This window comes from Ottowia cancrivicina (genome assembly GCF_029813755.1).
Classification (GTDB): Bacteria; Pseudomonadota; Gammaproteobacteria; order Burkholderiales; family Burkholderiaceae_C; genus Ottowia; species Ottowia massiliensis.
On sequence record NZ_JARVII010000002.1, the window covers coordinates 123,632 to 139,630 of the forward strand.

General features: G+C 64.5%; 16 protein-coding genes. 5 read left to right on the top strand and 11 right to left on the bottom strand.

The genetic code is table 11. The annotated features are described in order from the left end of the window. Positions 1–31 precede the first annotated feature (31 nt). From QB898_RS01815 to QB898_RS01850, 8 genes are all read right to left on the bottom strand, one after another. Complete coding sequence (locus tag QB898_RS01815) at positions 32–562, bottom strand: F0F1 ATP synthase subunit delta (protein ID WP_279523560.1); 531 nt, start codon at positions 560–562, stop codon at positions 32–34. A 21-nt stretch (positions 563–583) separates the two neighbouring features. Further along, positions 584–1,054 carry a F0F1 ATP synthase subunit B gene (locus QB898_RS01820; protein WP_102283391.1) on the bottom strand — a complete coding sequence of 157 codons (471 nt, stop codon included), beginning with the start codon at positions 1,052–1,054 and terminating at the stop codon, positions 584–586. 36 nt (positions 1,055–1,090) lie between these two features. Beyond that, a complete protein-coding gene (atpE, locus tag QB898_RS01825; protein ID WP_050715348.1) occupies positions 1,091–1,342 on the bottom strand; it encodes a F0F1 ATP synthase subunit C in 252 nt (83 codons plus the stop codon). 48 nt (positions 1,343–1,390) lie between these two features. After that, a complete protein-coding gene (gene atpB, locus QB898_RS01830) occupies positions 1,391–2,278 on the bottom strand; it encodes a F0F1 ATP synthase subunit A (protein WP_102283392.1) in 888 nt (295 codons plus the stop codon). Positions 2,279–2,313: 35 nt separating this feature from the next. Further along, positions 2,314–2,829: an ATP synthase subunit I gene (locus tag QB898_RS01835; protein WP_279523561.1), complete on the bottom strand. Its 516-nt coding sequence runs from the start codon at positions 2,827–2,829 to the stop codon at positions 2,314–2,316. A gap of 122 nt (positions 2,830–2,951) precedes the next feature. After that, on the bottom strand, positions 2,952–3,332 hold the full coding sequence (locus QB898_RS01840) for a hypothetical protein (RefSeq protein WP_279523562.1): 381 nt from the start codon (positions 3,330–3,332) through the stop codon (positions 2,952–2,954). Between the two features lie 101 nt (positions 3,333–3,433). Then, positions 3,434–4,588, bottom strand: coding sequence for a murein transglycosylase A (gene mltA, locus QB898_RS01845; protein WP_279523563.1), 1,155 nt, complete (start codon positions 4,586–4,588; stop codon positions 3,434–3,436). 218 nt (positions 4,589–4,806) lie between these two features. Next, on the bottom strand, positions 4,807–5,907 hold the full coding sequence (locus tag QB898_RS01850) for an aminoglycoside phosphotransferase family protein (protein WP_279523564.1): 1,101 nt from the start codon (positions 5,905–5,907) through the stop codon (positions 4,807–4,809). Positions 5,908–6,159: 252 nt separating this feature from the next. On the opposite strand from QB898_RS01850, the gene QB898_RS01855 reads away from it, so the two are divergent. The 3 genes from QB898_RS01855 (at position 6,160) to QB898_RS01865 (ending at position 11,570) form a co-directional block, all read left to right on the top strand. Next, complete coding sequence (locus QB898_RS01855; protein WP_279523565.1) at positions 6,160–8,547, top strand: LPS-assembly protein LptD; 2,388 nt, start codon at positions 6,160–6,162, stop codon at positions 8,545–8,547. Continuing rightward, positions 8,540–10,117 (top strand): peptidylprolyl isomerase, encoded by a 1,578-nt coding sequence (locus QB898_RS01860; protein WP_279523566.1) that lies wholly within the window; start codon positions 8,540–8,542, stop codon positions 10,115–10,117. Before QB898_RS01855 ends, QB898_RS01860 begins: the two co-directional genes overlap by 8 nt. 259 nt (positions 10,118–10,376) lie before the next feature. Continuing rightward, positions 10,377–11,570 (top strand): 5-(carboxyamino)imidazole ribonucleotide synthase, encoded by a 1,194-nt coding sequence (locus QB898_RS01865; protein WP_279523567.1) that lies wholly within the window; start codon positions 10,377–10,379, stop codon positions 11,568–11,570. A gap of 274 nt (positions 11,571–11,844) precedes the next feature. On the opposite strand, the gene cgtA is transcribed toward QB898_RS01865, so the two are convergent. The 3 genes from cgtA to rplU all read right to left on the bottom strand — a co-directional run bounded on the left by cgtA (position 11,845) and on the right by rplU (position 13,653). Continuing rightward, entirely contained in the window at positions 11,845–12,915 is a 1,071-nt protein-coding gene (gene cgtA / locus QB898_RS01870; protein WP_050715342.1) for an Obg family GTPase CgtA, read from the bottom strand. Between the two features lie 104 nt (positions 12,916–13,019). Then, the gene (rpmA, locus tag QB898_RS01875; protein ID WP_050715341.1) at positions 13,020–13,283 is read right to left on the bottom strand and encodes a 50S ribosomal protein L27; all 264 of its coding nucleotides are present in this window, start codon (positions 13,281–13,283) and stop codon (positions 13,020–13,022) included. Between the two features lie 58 nt (positions 13,284–13,341). Continuing rightward, positions 13,342–13,653 (bottom strand): 50S ribosomal protein L21, encoded by a 312-nt coding sequence (rplU, locus tag QB898_RS01880; protein WP_050715340.1) that lies wholly within the window; start codon positions 13,651–13,653, stop codon positions 13,342–13,344. Positions 13,654–13,786: 133 nt separating this feature from the next. On the opposite strand from rplU, the gene hemB reads away from it, so the two are divergent. Together hemB and pyrC are read left to right on the top strand one after the other, a co-directional pair. Continuing rightward, a complete protein-coding gene (gene hemB / locus QB898_RS01885; RefSeq protein WP_279523568.1) occupies positions 13,787–14,803 on the top strand; it encodes a porphobilinogen synthase in 1,017 nt (338 codons plus the stop codon). 44 nt (positions 14,804–14,847) lie between these two features. Next, on the top strand, positions 14,848–15,888 hold the full coding sequence (gene pyrC, locus QB898_RS01890; RefSeq protein ID WP_279523569.1) for a dihydroorotase: 1,041 nt from the start codon (positions 14,848–14,850) through the stop codon (positions 15,886–15,888). The last annotated feature ends 111 nt before the right edge of the window (positions 15,889–15,999 follow it).

Consider the following 15,999-nt stretch of genomic DNA (forward strand, 5'->3'; position numbering starts at 1 on the left):
TGTTCATTGGGTTATCGGTCCGCTTGCGCCGTCAGGCGGAAAGGGCCATCTTCATTTGCTGCAAGCGTGCGCGCACTGAGGTGTCAAGCACTTCGTCGCCCACCTTGACTCGGATGCCGCCAATCAAATCCGGCATTTGCTCTACTCGTAGCCGCAATTGGCAGCCAAAGCGTTTTTCGAGTGTTAATTTGAGCGCCTTCAGATCCGGCTCGGCAATAGGAAATGCGCTGTAAACAACTGCATCGACCTCTCCCGTCACACTGCTGGTCAGCGCACGGAACTGTCGCGCCACTTCCGGCAGCGCTGCCAAACGCTCGTTGTCAATGACTACGCGCAGAAAATTTGCTCCGCGCTCAGGCAAGGCTTTGGGAAGCAACCCCGACACAAGCTGAAAAACCTGCTGCGCATCGACACGCGGATCAGCCGCGAACTCAAGCAGCTGATCATCAGCTGCAACGGCAGCCAATGCATCAAGCCACTCCTGAGCCGCAGATAAATCTGACCGCTCCGCCTGAAACAACGCTTCCGCATACGGACGCGCAATAGTGGCTAGTTCAGCCATGAGCACTCCTCGCTTTTCAGATCACAGCTCAGCCTTCAGGCGATTCAACAAATCCGCATGAACGCTGGCATTCACCTCTTTGCGCAGGATTTGCTCCGCCCCCTTGACTGCCAATGCGGCCACATCTTCCCGCAAAGCCTCGCGCACACGGACGGCCTGTTGCTCGGCTTCAGCTTTGGCGGCAGCCAGGATTTTGTTGCTTTCTTCTGCCGCCCTGGCTTTGGCCTCTTCTATGATGGCTTGCGCCCGACGATCGGCATCTGCCAAGCGTTGCGTCGTTTCATTGCGCGAGGCAGCCAGCTCTTTCTCGACACGTTGATTGGCGGCAGCCAACTCGGTTTTTGCCTTATCGGCGGCGGCCAGTCCGTCGGCAATTTTCTGGGCACGTTCGTCCAGCGCTTTTGTGATCGGCGGCCACACGAACTTCATCGTGAACCAAACCAGGATCGCAAAAACAACGGCCTGCAGAAACAGGGTCGCGTTGATATTCACGGTTCAACTCCTTTCATCCCGGAAAGGGAGAACCGGTCAAGCGGCGATCTGGAAAGGATTGGCAAATGCGAACAACAGGGCCACAGCGACGCCAATCAGAAAAGCGGCGTCAATCAGCCCTGCCAAAATGAACATTTTGGTTTGCAGCTCATTCATCAGTTCAGGCTGACGGGCAGAGGACTCAAGAAACTTGCCGCCCATGAGCGCAATACCAATAGAGGCACCAATGGCACCCAGGCCCACAATAAATCCACAAGCCAAAGCGACGAGGCCGAGAATGTTTTCCATGATTACTCCTGATAAGAAAAGGAAAAAGAAAAAGGAAATCGTTGAGAATCAGTGCGAGTCGTGCGCCTGCCCCACATAAATTAACGTCAGCATCATGAAGATGAACGCCTGCAGGGTAATCACCAAAATATGAAAGATAGCCCAAGCGGAACCGGCAATCACGTGCCCGACCGCCAGCCAGAAACCACCGGAAACGGGATTGAACTGCCACGCCCACGCACCGCCCATCAAAGCCACCAGCATGAACACCAGTTCGCCCGCGAACATATTGCCAAACAGCCGCATGCCATGCGAAACCGTCTTGGCGATGAATTCGATAATCTGCATCACAAAGTTGATTGGATACAAAAATACCTTGTCGCCAAACGGCGCTGCTACCAGCTCATGCGCCCAGCCGCCCACGCCCTTGATTTTTACGTTATAGAACAGGCAAACAAGAAGAACGCTGACTGACAGACCCAGGGTGGTTGAAAGATCGGCTGTTGGAACGACGCGCATGTAATCCTTGTAACCCATCGCCGGGCCTGCCGAATGCCACATGGCGGGAATCCAGTCAACTGGCAGCATATCCATGGCATTCATCATGAAAATCCAGACAAACACGGTAAGCGCCAGAGGAGAAACCAGTTTACGGCTCTTGGCATTATGAATCACGCCTTTCGCCTGATTCTCAACCATTTCAGCCAGTATTTCGACAGCCGCCTGAAAGCGGCCCGGAACACCAGAAGTAGCCTTTCGCGCCCCCAGCCACAATAGCCAGCAGCCGAGTGCGCCACAAACAATAGACCAAATCAACGAATCGACATTGAAGAGGCTGAAATCGACAATGCTCTTTTGCGAGGCGGCCTCAAAAGAGAAATTGCTTTGCAGATGATGCAAGTGATGCTGGATGTATTGTCCAGCTGATGGCGCGTGCCCAACAGTTTCAGAAGCCATGTTGATCCGTCACAAACCTTGTTTTCTCATGTCCTTTAAGACATCGCTTTCCGGCGCGCCGACTGCCACCAAAGAGATAACCAGTACGACTTGATCACCAGCACAAAACCAGCCAGCAGCGCCAGCCAGTCAAGTTGCGATCCCAGCAGCCGGGGCGCCATGCACAACATGGCTACCGTTAGCGCAATCTTGGCACCTTCCCAGACAAAAAGACGAAGAAGCGACACGCCCGCCAGCGGGGTCTGCGGCCGCCACAGGCCCGTTGTGCCAAAGGCGAACAGCGCTGCTGGCAACACTACCGCCGCGCTGCCGTATGCGGCTGATCCAGCCGCACTGCGCGATTGCGTCAGCGCCCAGACCAACAAGCTCACAAACGCGCTGACAGTCATCTGCATCAGCAGCGTGCCTGCCAGCGACAGAGGCCGGTGATTCTTGCGCCATTGCTGCGCCTGTTGGGCAGTCAATGGGGGCGGTGTTGTCTCGACTCCATCCTCATCAGGAAAACTTGCGAATTCCACTTCAGACGACGCCTGCGCGGCACACTCAGCCATCTCAACGTCTCCTTCAAGGTTTTCGCAAACTTTTGCAATTATATGGACAATCTTTTGCCCTTCCGCCTCCTTTTGAACCCTTATTCAAAGCAGCAGATGGGGCTCGCTTCTGCTTCTTTCTTTTAATTAGGCCAAGGACCGTCACCCAGGCGCAGATTGGTTTGCACGGGCGCATCGGGATCAATCAGCGGCTGCGGACGCGGGCCGGGGCGGGCCATCGCAGCGACCGGGCTGCTTTGGGTTTCGTCGCGTTCGCAGAAAACGGGAGCGGGAATGCCTGTGTAATGCAGCGCCACCAAGCGTTTGTGCAACCCCAGGCCGAATTCGGCCCGTAGCGTTTCATCGGCATACTGCAGCGCGCCGCCATCGGTATCCACACCGGCCTGGCGCTCCAGCACGACAAAGCCGCGCAGCCCCTCCACAATGGCCATGTCCTGATACAGGCGGGCCTCAAATTGCAGCTCGTACGGACAGTGGTAGCGCAAACGCGGTGCATCGAGCATGGCGGCACATCCTGGCAGCGCAGCAGCTATCAGAACCATAGCTGCACGGGCTGTATTGACGGGGACTTGCGGCATTTTTTAATCTGATCCGCAACCCCGCTTCACCGGGGCCAAAGCGCCCACATGCGCAGCGGCTGCTTCAGCCGTCCGGCCAATGCGCCCGCTTCCTCGCCCCAGCCTGCAAAGTAGTCGGCCCGAACTGCGCCCGTAATGGCGCTGCCCGTGTCTTGCGCCAGTACCAGCCGGTTGAGCTGCGCTTGCGGCCCCGAACTGGAAATCCACACGGGCGTGCCATAAGGAATGCTTTGCGGATCCACGGCGATGGAGCGCCCGGGTGTCAGCGGCACACCTTGCGCGCCGCGCGGACCAAAGTTCGCATCCAGCTCGCTCATGGATTCCTCGCGAAAAAAAGTCACGCGCGGATTGCTCCACAGCATCTCCTGCTGGCGATGCGGGTTCTGCGCCGCCCATGCCTTGATGCCCGGCCAGGTCGCGTCTGACACTGCTCCTTGGTCCAGCAACCAGCGGCCCACGCTCTTGTAAGGATGACCGTTCGTGGCAGCGTAGGCCAGCCGCACCAGCCGCTGGCTGCCATCTGGCTCGCTCACCACGGCCCGGCCCGATCCCTGTATTTGCAGCATCAGCGCATCCACCGGATCGGCCAGCCACATCAGCTCCTGCCCGGCCAGCGCCGCGCGCGCCTGCGGCAGCTGCTCCATCTGCTGGCGTGAATACCACGGCCCGCGCGCGCTCACGCCTGGCGGCGGGCGATGCAGCGGCACGGCAAAACCCGGGCGCTGCACGCGCGAAGCTCGCACCACCGGCTCAAAGTAGCTCGTCAGCAGACCCTCGCTGCTCGCACTGGCAAGCGCCTCCACGCGATAGGGCCGCAGCCGCGCGCGCATCCATTGCTGCTGCTCCTGCGGCGTCGCCAGTGTCAGGCGGCGCACTTCATCGCACAGCGGCGCAAAAACTGGGCCGGGGCGCTCGCAGCTTTGCAGCCATGCATACCAGGCTTGATTGGTATCGTCTTGCTCAAAGCCGGGCAGCTCGGCCCAGCGCACCGGCGTCCAGCGGCTGCGCGCGCGAATCATGGGCGGCGGCAGCGGGGCTGAATCCGCAGGGTCATACGCCATAGGCGGCAACGGAGGCGCCAGCTCGCTTTCATCAGGATGAGGGACGCTGGCACAGCCAGCCAGCCACGCGGCCAGCGCCAGCATCATCAGCCAGGCGCTGAAATGGGTTGTTTGAGGCATGGGGCGCGATTGTGCGCAAAGGCATGCAAGGCGGCGTTTCTTGCTGCAACGCGCTCAGAAATCGCCCTCAAACACAAAGCCCCGCCAGCAAAGTTGGCTCATCCATTCAATCAAGCGGTCTGGCATGGCAGGCCATGCGCGCCAATGTGGCGCAGCTGCTAGATGGGCGAGTGTGTTATCCGTCAGCCGCGCTTACCGGCGCGCCGTGAACAAGGTTTTCACATGCGGCCAAAGGCCCAGCCGGTGGCGGCGGGCGCGCCTTCCACCTGATCGAGCAGGCGCAGCAGCGGAGTCAGTTCAGCGTAGCGGCCAGCGGTGTGGCGGATGTAGGCCAGAAAGCGCGGGGCGTCGGCCAGGTATTGGGGCTTGCCGTCGCGCAAGGTGAGGCGCGCGAAGATGCCAGCCACTTTCAGATGGCGCTGCAAACCCATCCACTCCACGGCGCGCCAGAAGCTGGCGAAGTCGGCATGCCAGTCTTCAAAGTCCATCAGGCCGGCCTTGCGCGCCTGCTCCCAGTAGCGGATGGTGATGTCGAGCACGAATTCCTCGTCCCAGCTCATGAAAGCATCGCGCATGAGGCTGGCGATGTCATAGGTGACGGGGCCACAGACGGCATCCTGGAAATCAAGCACACCCAGCGGGCCGCCGGCCTGCGCGGGGAGCATGAGGTTGCGAGGCATGTAATCACGATGCACAAAAACTTGCGGCGCAGCGAGGTTGCGGGCGGTGATGAGGCTGAAAACGCCATCCAGCGTCTGGCGCGCGGCGGCGCTCACGGCCACGCCCTTGTGCCGGGCCAGATACCACTCGGGAAAGAGTTCCAGCTCGCGCCGCAGCAAAGCCGCGTCATACGGCGGCAGCGCGCCGGGGCGGCTGGCGGCCTGCCAGCGGATGAGGCTTTCAACGGCGGCCATGAACAGCGGGCGGGCGGCGTCCGCGCGGGTTTCGGGCGGGGTGGCATCCAGCGCCTGAAGCATGGTTTGCGCGCCCAGGTCAGTCAGCAGCATGAAGCCTTCTTCCTGCGCCCAGTCCAGCACGCGGGGCACGTGCAGGCCCGCCGCCTGCATGAGCGCGGCCACGTGCACGAAGGGAGCGCAGTTTTCGTGCGCGGGCGGCGCGTCCATCACGATGAAAGAGCCGCCGCCTACCGCATCCACGCGCAGGTAGCGGCGAAAGCTCGCGTCCGCCGAGGCCGGGCGCACGCTGGCAGGCAACAGGCCGTAGGCCGGGGCCACGCGGGCCAGCCAAGCGTCAAAAGCGGCATGGCGGGCGGCGTCAGGCCACGCAACGGCGGACGGAGAAACGGAATCGGCAGTCATGGAGCGGACGGTGCAAGAAAAGAAAGAAAAAGGAGAAAGCGGGGCGGCCGCGTGACAGCGTTGAAAGCGTTGAAAAGGTGCGAAACGGAGAAAAAGCGCCGTGAAAGGCAAGCCGGAAAACCGGCTGGCGGCCGGAAAGGGGAAAGGGCAAAAGCAGGCCAAAGAGGCGCCAAAAGGGTGCTCATGGATAATTCAAATTCATTCTACGAACGCTGCGCTGCCCGCCCCGGGCGGCTTTTTCCTGCCCCCGCCGTGCCGAAAGCGCCCCTTCCTTCTTTTTTTCATGCCGCTTCACGCCTTGCGCCGCTGGCTTGCGCCGCTTTTTTCTGTGCGGCGGCGGCTGCGCAAGGCTCTAAAAGCAGCGCGCCGCTGGTCTTGCGCGCCACGCCGCAATTGCGCGAAGCCCTGCCGCCCAGCGGCGCGGCGCTGCCCGTGGCGGTGCGCGCTGATGCGTTCACAGGGCAAAGCCGCCAGCGCGTGACTTTGCAGGGCAACGCCGAACTGCGCCGCCCGGGCCTGACGATCAAGGCCGACTGGCTGGAATACGACCAGGTGAGCGACACCGCCCGCGCCCGGGGCCATTTGCGCATCAACCGCGCGGGCGACCGCTACACAGGCAGCGAAGGGCAGATGCAAGTGGAGGCTTTTGAGGGCCATGTTCTGGAGCCAGGCTACGAGCTGCTGGCCACGGGCGCGCACGGGCAGGCGGCGCGGCTGGACTTTCTGGATCAGGACCGCTTCACCGTGCAGCAGGGCGACTACACCACCTGCCAGCGCGGCGGCCCCGATTGGGCGCCCGACTGGCTGCTGCGCGCTGACGTGCTGGAGATCGACCAGGAAGAAGAGATGGGCCACGCAAAAGGCGCGGTGCTGCGCTTCAAGGGCGTGCCGCTGCTGCCGCTGCCTTCCATGAGCTTCGCGCTGGGCAGCCAGCGCAAATCAGGCTGGCTGCCGCCCACCGTGGGGCTGGACAGCACGTCGGGCCTGAACCTGATGGTTCCCTACTACTGGAACATCGCCCCCAACCGTGACGCCACCGTCACCCCCGCGCTGATGAGCAAGCGCGGGCTGGATTTGGCCGGGCAGTTCCGCTACCTGGAAAGCGACTACGCGGGCGAAATCAATGCCAATGTGCTGCCCAATGACCGCCTGCGCGGCCGCACGCGCTGGGGCCTGTTCACGCGCCACAGCGGCACGCTGCGCGCGCCATTGGCCGCAGGCGGGCCTATCGGGCTGTACATGAACATCAACCGCGTGAGCGACAACGATTTCTGGCGCGACTTCACGCACCGCGGCGTGTCGCTTTCCACGCGCCTGCTGGCCACCGACGGGGGGCTGAGCTGGTCGCGCGGCCATTTTTCGCTCACCGCCCGCGCCCTGAAGTGGCAGACGCTGCAAGACGCCGACTCGCCCATCGTCCCCCCTTACGACCGCCTGCCGCAGCTGGCCGCCCGCTGGGCGCGCACCAGCGACGCCGGGGCGCTGGACTATGCCGTGGAAGCCGACTTCACCCGCTTTCGCGCGCTGGCCCATCTCACCGGCCAGCCCAATGCCAGTCGCGCCTACATTCACGCGCAGGCGGCCCGGCCCTGGACGGCGGCCTGGGGCTTTTTCACCCCCCGGCTGCAAGTGCACGCCACCAGCTACCAGTTTGACGGCGAGCTGGGCAATGGCCGCCGCAGCGCCAGCCGGGCGCTGCCCACCGCCAGCCTGGACGGCGGCCTCATCTTCGAGCGCCGCGCCAGCTACTTTGGCCGCGCCTTCCGCCAGACGCTGGAGCCCAGGCTGATGTACGTCTACACCCCGTTTCGCGACCAGAGCCATCTGCCCAATTACGACTCGGGTCTGTACGACTTCAACTTCGCCACCATCTGGGCCGCCAACGCCTTTGCGGGCCATGACCGCGTGGTGGACAACAACCTCGTCACCTTTGGCCTCACCAGCCGCCTGCTGGCCGCTGACAGCGGCGCCGAAACCGTGCGCCTGGCCGTGGCGCAGCGCTACCGCTTCGCGCCTCAGCGCGTTACCCTGCCCCACGGCACGGGCACCAACAAGGGCCTGTCTGACGTGATGCTGGGCGCCAGCACCCGCTGGCAGACCGATGGCGGCGCGCGCTGGATTTTTGACGCCGTGGCGCAATACAACCTCGACAAGCACGAATCCACCCGCACCACCGTCTCGGCCCGCTACACGCCTGGCGAATACCGCACCGTCAACGTGGCCTGGCGGCGCGAGCGCGATCTCGGCTCCCAGCAAATCGACCTGGGCTGGCAATGGCCGCTGGACCGCATCTGGCAGCACGAAAGCTGGCGCGGCCAGACCAGCGCCGCCAGCGGCTGCAACACGGGCCGCTGGTACGGCGTGGGCCGCATGAACTACAGCGTGCCCGACCGCAAGCTGGTCGATGCCGTGCTCGGCGTGGAATACGCCGCCGGCTGCTGGATAGGCCGCGTGGTCATGAGCCGCCTGCAAACCAACACCACATCGGCCACCAAGAGCCTGATGTTCCAGCTCGAATTCACCGGGCTGGCGCGCATCGGCAACAACAACCCGCTGCAAACCCTGCGCAACAACATACCTGGCTACCAGACCTTGCGCGACGAAACCGTGGCTCCCAGCCGCTTTACACGCTATGACTGACTCCTTCCTGCGCCGCCGCCCCCAGCGGGCGGCCCTCGCCGCCGCCTTGCTGGCCCTGCCCCTGCTGGCCCTGCCCGCCCGCGCCACTGACGCCGCCGCCGATACACAGCCCGGCAAGGCGCAGACAAACAAACCCGCCCAAAAAGCGGCCTCAAAGCCCGCCCGGCGCGCTCCCAAGCCTGCCAAGGCCGCTGCCCCCAAACCTGCGGCCAAACCTGCCGCGAAACCGGCAACAAAACCGGCAACGAAGCCCGCCGCCAAACCGGCTGCGGCAAAGCCCGCCGCGCCCGCCGCTTCCGCAGCGCCCGAACCCGCCAGGCCTGCCGCCGCGCAACAGGCCGATTTCATCGTGGCCGTGGTCAATGACGAACCAGTCACCAACAACGAGCTGCGCGGCCGCATGGCCCGCGCCGAGCGCCAGCTCCGGTCTCGCGGCGGCGCTGCGCCAGGCGAAGCCGAACTGCGCCGCGAAATGCTGGAGCGCCTCATCGCCGAGCGCGCCCAGCTTCAGTACGCCAAGGAAACCGGGCTGGAAGTGGACGAAGGCGCGCTCAAGCAGGCCGAGCTGTCCATCGCCCGCCAGAACCAGCTGCCCGACGTGGCCGCCCTGCACCGCCAGCTCGCGCAGGAAGGCATCGCCGTCAAGGACTTTCAAAACAGCGTGCGCGAGCAGGTGCTGCTGGCACGCCTGCGCGAGCGCGAAATCGAGCCGCGCGTGCGCGTGACCGACAAGGAAGTCGATGCCTACATTCAGGAACAAACCGGCCAGAAAGCCACGCCGCAGCAGGCCCTGAACCTGGCCATGATCCTCGTGGCCGTACCCGAAAACGCCAGCGCCGAAGAAACGGCCCGCCTGCAAAAGCGCGCCGAAGAAGTGGCCCGCCGCGCCCGCTCGGGCGAAGACTTCGCGGCCCTGGCGCGCGAGTTTTCCGACGCCAACAACCGGGGCAGCGACGGCGGCGTGCTCGGCCTGCGCGATGAAGACCGCTACCCCGCCCTGTTCGTGGACAGCGTGCGCCGCGCCCGCGTAGGCGACATCGCCGGCCCCGTGCGCTCCGGCGCGGGCTTTCACATCCTCAAGCTGCTGGAGCGCAAGCGCAGCGAAACCCTGCCGGAAGTGACCATTCCCCAGACCCGTGCGCGCCACATCCTGCTGCAAACCGGCCCCACGCAAAGCGAGCAGGTTGCCAAATCGCGCCTGGCCGACTTCAGGCGCCGCATCCTCTCCGGCCAGGCCAGCTTCGAGCAGCTCGCGCGCGAAAACTCGCAAGACGGCAGCGCCGCCGAAGGCGGCGACCTCGGCTGGGCCACGCCCGGCCAGTACGTGCCCGAATTCGAGCAGGCCATGAACAACCTTGACGTGGGCGGCATCAGCGAGCCTGTCGTCAGCCGCTTTGGCGTGCACCTCATCAAAGTGGAAGACCGCCGCCAGGCATCGCTGTCTGCCGCCGAGCAGCGCCAGCTGGCCCGCAACGTGCTGCGCGAGCGCAAGGCCGAAGAAGCCTTCGACACCTGGGCGCGCGAAGTGCGCGGCCGCGCCTACGTGGAATACCGCGAGGCCCCGCGCTGAAAGCCGTTTCCAGGGGCTGTATTTCGCTCCTTTATCAATAGCATGAGGTCCTACTGGAATGGGCGCAGAAGCTGTTTCTGGCACCTCTGAATTTGCTCCTCTTTCTGAATCCATTCGCCCGAGCGCCAGACAGGCGCTTTCCCTGAACAGCTTCTCAGCGGGCCGCCCCGGCGCGGCCCGCGCTTTTGGCGCAGGCCCGAAGCCGCCCGCCCCATGACCCGTGTCCCATCGCCCACGTCCAATCACTGAAATACCCCAAATGCCCGCGACTGCCTTCCTGCCCCTTCTGCCCGGCCAGATCATTGAAGGCCGCCCCGCCACGCTCGGCGTGCTCGGCGGCGGCCAGCTGGGCCGCATGTTCGTGCGCGCCGCGCAGGCACTCGGCTTTGAAACCGTGGTGCTCGACCCTGACCCCGCCAGCCCCGCCGGGCGCTCCTGCCACCACTTCATCCAGGCTGCTTACGAAGACGCAGAGGCCCTGCGCGAAATGGCGCGCCTGGCCCACGCCATCACCACCGAATTTGAAAACGTGCCTGCCGCCTCCTTGCGCGAGCTGGCCCGCCTGCGCCCCGTCACCCCGTCGGCGGACACCGTTGCCATCGCGCAAGACCGCATCCGTGAAAAAGCCTGCTTCGCGCAAAGCGGCGTGCCCCCTGCGCCCCACGCCGTGATCGAAACAGAGGCTGACCTAGCTGCCGTTGCTGAAAACCTGCTGCCCGGCGTGCTCAAAACCGCCCGCCTGGGATACGACGGCAAAGGCCAGGCGCGCGTGGGCACGCGCCAAGAGCTGGCCGACGCCTGGCACGGCATGGGCCGCCGCGCCTGCGTGCTTGAAAAACGCCTGCCGCTGGCTGCCGAATGCTCCGTCATCGTCGCGCGCGGGCGCGACGGCCAGACGGTCTCCCTGCCCGTGCAGCGCAACCTGCACCGCAACGGCATCCTCGCCGTCTCCGAAATCCACGAAGGCAACATCCCCGCTCCGCTGGCCGCCCAGGCGCAGGCCGCCACCTGCCGCCTGGCCCACGAGCTGGGCTACGTGGGCGTGCTCTGCGTCGAATACTTCGTGCTGGAGGACGGTTCGCTCATCGTCAATGAAATAGCGCCGCGCCCGCACAACAGCGGCCACTACAGCATTGACGCCTGCGACCTCTCCCAGTTCGAGCTGCAAGCGCGCGCCCTGGCCGGCCTGCCCTTGTCCGCGCCGCGCCAGCACAGCCCCGCCATCATGCTCAACCTGCTGGGCGATCTCTGGCTTGACGCCGCCGGCCAGCCGCGCCAGCCCCCCTGGCGCCAAATCCTGGCCCTGCCCGGCGCCCACCTGCACCTCTACGGCAAAACCGAAGCGCGCCCCGGCCGCAAGATGGGCCACCTCACCTTCACCGGCCCCACCCCCCAGGCCGCCCGCGCCAACGCCCAGACCGCCGCCGCCCTGCTGGGCATCGAGGCTTTCTGAAAGTCTGCTTGCAGTCTGGCCACGAGGGGCCTGGGCCGGATGAGCGGCAAGGCGCAAGCCATTCTGGGCTGCGCCGTTCGCACGCAAGACGGGGAGCTGAAACGCCAGGCTGAATGCTGAATGCGCGGCGTTATTCAGCTCCTTTATCAATAGCAATATGTCCTAGTAGATATTGCGCGAGACGGCATTTTCACCCTCTCGAATCCGCTCCTGTTTTTGATGTTACTTGGCGAGCGAGGCTGGTGCCGCCTTCGTTTTGCGGGCAGTCCGCTTTTTATTCTTGCGCTTCAGGCGCGAAGCGCGGGTCGGCGGGAGCGCCGCCGCATTCGGCCTGCTGCGCGCCGCGAATGTGTTCGTAGATGGCGTGAATCAGAGGCTGGCAGCCTTCGCGCGTGAGAGCGGAAATTTCGTAAACCGGGCCTTTCCAGCGCAGGCGGCGCACAAAGTCCTGCACGCGGGCCGCGCGCTCTTGTGGCGGCACCATGTCCAGCTTGTTGAGCACCAGCCAGCGCGGTTTTTCGTACAGCGCCTGGTCGTACTTTTTCAGCTCCTGCACGATGGCGCGGGCCTGCTCCACGGGGTCGGTTTCCTCATCAAACGGGGCCAGATCGACGATGTGCAGCAAAAGCCGCGTGCGCTGCAAGTGGCGCAGAAACTGGTGGCCCAGGCCCGCGCCTTCGCTGGCGCCTTCGATGAGGCCGGGAATGTCAGCCACCACGAAACTTTGCTGCGGCCCCACGCGCACCACGCCCAGGTTGGGGTAGAGGGTGGTGAAGGGGTAGTCGGCAATCTTGGGGCGCGCGTTGCTGACGGCGGCGATGAAGGTGGATTTGCCCGCGTTGGGCATGCCCAGCAGGCCCACGTCGGCCAGCACTTTCAGCTCCAGCTTCAGGCTTTTTTGCTCGCCGGGCTTGCCGGGCGTTTTCTGGCGCGGGGCGCGGTTGATGGCGCTTTTGAAGCGCAGGTTGCCGTGGCCGCCTTCGCCGCCTTTGGCGATCATGATTTTTTCGCCGGGCCGCAAAAGCTCGTGCAGCACTTCACCCGTCTGCGCGTCGCAGATGAGGGTGCCGACGGGCATTTTCAGCGTCACGTCTTCGCCTGCCGCGCCAAAGCGGTCAGACCCCATGCCGTGCTGGCCGCGTTTGGCTTCGTGGCGGCGGGCGTAGCGGTAGTCCACCAGCGTGTTCAGGTTGGCATCGGCCACGGCGTAAACGTGGCCGCCGCGCCCGCCGTCGCCGCCATCGGGGCCGCCGAATTCCTTGTATTTCTCGTGGCGGAATGACACGCAGCCATTGCCGCCATCGCCTGCCGCCACATCGATCAGGGCTTCATCAACGAATTTCATGGAAATTGCTCCGGCTGCGAAAACAAAAAAGCCCCGCAGGCAGCGCTGCGGGGCCGGGCATTGTGCCTTTGGCGAAAGCCTGAACCGGCTCTTGGAACGGGTTTTCAGGCCGCCAGGGGCGTGACCACCACGGTGTGGCGGTTCAGCGCGCCTTTGGTCACGAAAGAGACTTTGCCATCCACCAGCGCGAACAGGGTGTGGTCCTTGCCCACGCCCACATTGGCGCCCGGATGGAATTTGGTGCCGCGCTGGCGCACGATGATGGAGCCGGCGGGAATGCTTTGGCCGCCGAACACCTTCACGCCCAGCATCTTCGGTTTGGAATCGCGGCCGTTGCGTGTGGAGCCGCCGCCTTTTTTGTGTGCCATGTCTGTTTCTCCTATTGGGTCAGAAAGACTGTGTATGCCTGTTTGCCTGAAGCGCAGCTCAGGCGGCGATGGCGCCGATTTCCAGCTCGGTAAACAGCTGGCGGTGGCCCTGGCGTTTTTGATAGTGCTTGCGGCGGCGCATCTTGAAGATGCGCACTTTGTCGTGCTTGCCGTGCGCCAGCACTTTGGCCTTGACGCTCGCGCCGGCCACCAGCGGCGTGCCGAGCTTGACGGTGTCGCCGTCGAACACGGCCACCACTTGCTCCAGCACGATTTCCTGGCCAACGTCCGCAGCAATCTGTTCTACCTTGATCTTGTCGCCGGCGGCCACGCGGTATTGCTTGCCTCCGGTTTTTACGACTGCGTACATGGAAAAAATCCTCTCAGTGAAATGAAAAGCTCCGTTTGGAAAGCGCCCGTGCGGGCCAAACGGAACCGCGCATTCTATCTGCCCCGCCCGTGTTTCGCCAAACGCCTGTCGCGCAAGCAGATAATTCGCGGCCATGAGCACTCCCTACGCCTCCTTTCCCGCAGGCCGCCCGCGCCGCCTGCGCCGCGATGACTTCACCCGCCGTCTGGTGCGCGAAAACCGCTTGAGCGCCGATGACTTCATCTACCCCGTGTTTGTGCTGCAAGGCCAGGGCCGCCGCGAGGCCGTGCCCTCCATGCCCGGCGTGGAGCGCCTCTCGCTCGATTTGCTGCTGCCCGTGGCCGAGGAATGCCTGGCGCTGGGCATCCCGGCGCTGGCCCTTTTCCCCGTGATTGACGCCAGCCTGAAAGACGCGCAAGGCAGCGAAGCCGCCAACCCCGAGGGCCTCATTCCCGCCGCCGTGCGCGGCCTGAAGGCGCGCTTTCCCGAGCTGGGCGTGATGACCGACGTGGCGTTAGACCCCTACACCAACCACGGCCAGGACGGCCTGCTTGATGAAAGCGGCTACATCCTCAACGACCCCACCGTCGCCCAGCTCGTGAAGCAGGCCCTGGCACATGCCGCAGCGGGCGCGGACATCGTTGCGCCCAGCGACATGATGGATGGCCGCATCGGCGCGGTGCGCCAGGCGCTGGAAGCCGCCGGCCACGTCCACACCCGCATCATGGCCTACAGCGCCAAATACGCCAGCGCCTTCTACGGCCCTTTCCGCGATGCCGTGGGCAGCGCCGCCAGCCTGGGCAAAAGCAACAAAAAGGTCTATCAGATGGACCCGGCCAACAGCAACGAGGCGCTGCGCGAAGTGGCGCTGGACATTGCCGAAGGCGCCGACATGGTCATGGTCAAGCCCGGCCTGCCGTATCTGGACGTGCTGCGCCGCGTGAAAGACGAATTCGCCATGCCCACTTTTGCCTACCAGGTCAGCGGCGAATACGCCATGCTCAAGGCCGCCGCCCAAAACGGCTGGCTCGCGCACGATGCCGCCATGCTGGAGAGCCTGCTGGCCTTCAAGCGCGCCGGCGCCGATGGCGTGCTCACCTACTTCGCCCGCGAAGCCGCCCGGCTGCTCAAAAGCGGCGCGCCCTATTGATTCATGGCCTCCGGCCTGCCGTGGCCCGTGGACAATCCCGCGCCATGACTGCCCCCGCAACCCTGACTCTGACCCGCCCCGATGATTGGCACTTGCACGTGCGCGATGGCGCCGTGCTGCCGCTGCTGATGCGGCATGCCGCCGCGCAGTTTGGCCGCGCCATCATCATGCCCAATCTGCGCCCGCCCGTGACCACCGTCGCGCAGGCGCAGGCCTACCGCGAGCGCATCTTGCAAGCCCTGCCCGAAGGCGCGGCCTTCGAGCCGCTGATGACGCTTTACCTGACCGACAACACCCCGCCTGCGGAGATTGAGCGCGCGCGCGAAGCCGGCATACACGCCCTCAAGCTCTACCCCGCCGGCGCCACCACCAACAGCGACGCGGGCGTGACCGATCTGCGCAAGACCTGGCCCGCGCTGGAGGCCATGCAGCGCCTGGGGCTGAAGCTGCTCATGCACGGCGAAGTGACCGACCCGGCCGTGGACCTGTTTGACCGCGAGGCTGTCTTCATCGAACGCGTGCTCGCGCCGCTGCGGCGCGACTTTCCGGCGCTGCCCATCGTGTTCGAGCACATCACCACCAAAAACGCCGCCCAGTACGTGGCACAGGCTGATGAAGGGCTGGCCGCCACCATCACCGCCCACCACCTGCTCTACAACCGCAACGCCATCTTCACCGGCGGCATCCGCCCGCATTACTACTGCCTGCCCGTGCTCAAGCGCGAGGAGCACCGCCAGGCGCTGCTGCAAGCGGCCACCAGCGGCAACCCGCGCTTTTTCCTGGGCACCGACTCGGCCCCCCACGCCGCGCATCTGAAAGAGTGCGCCAGCGGCTGCGCGGGCTGCTACACAGCCTACGCCGCGCTGGAGATGTATGCCGAAGCCTTTGAAGCCGCAGGCGCGCTGCACCGCCTGGAAGCCTTCGCCAGCTTCCACGGGCCAGACTTTTACGGCCTGCCGCGCAACAGCGGCCAGATCACGCTCGCGCGCGAGAGCTGGACGGCGCCCGAGAGCTTCGCCTGGGGCGAAGGCTCGCTCAAGCCCCTGCGCGCGGGCGAGGCGCTGGCCTGGCGGCGCGTGGGCTGAGAGCCTGCTCGCGTCCAGCCTGCCTGCGTTGCATCAGAAACAGGAGCAAATATCAGGGGGCTGAAATGCCGCCTAGCGCAGTTTCTACCAGGACATCACGCTACGGATAAA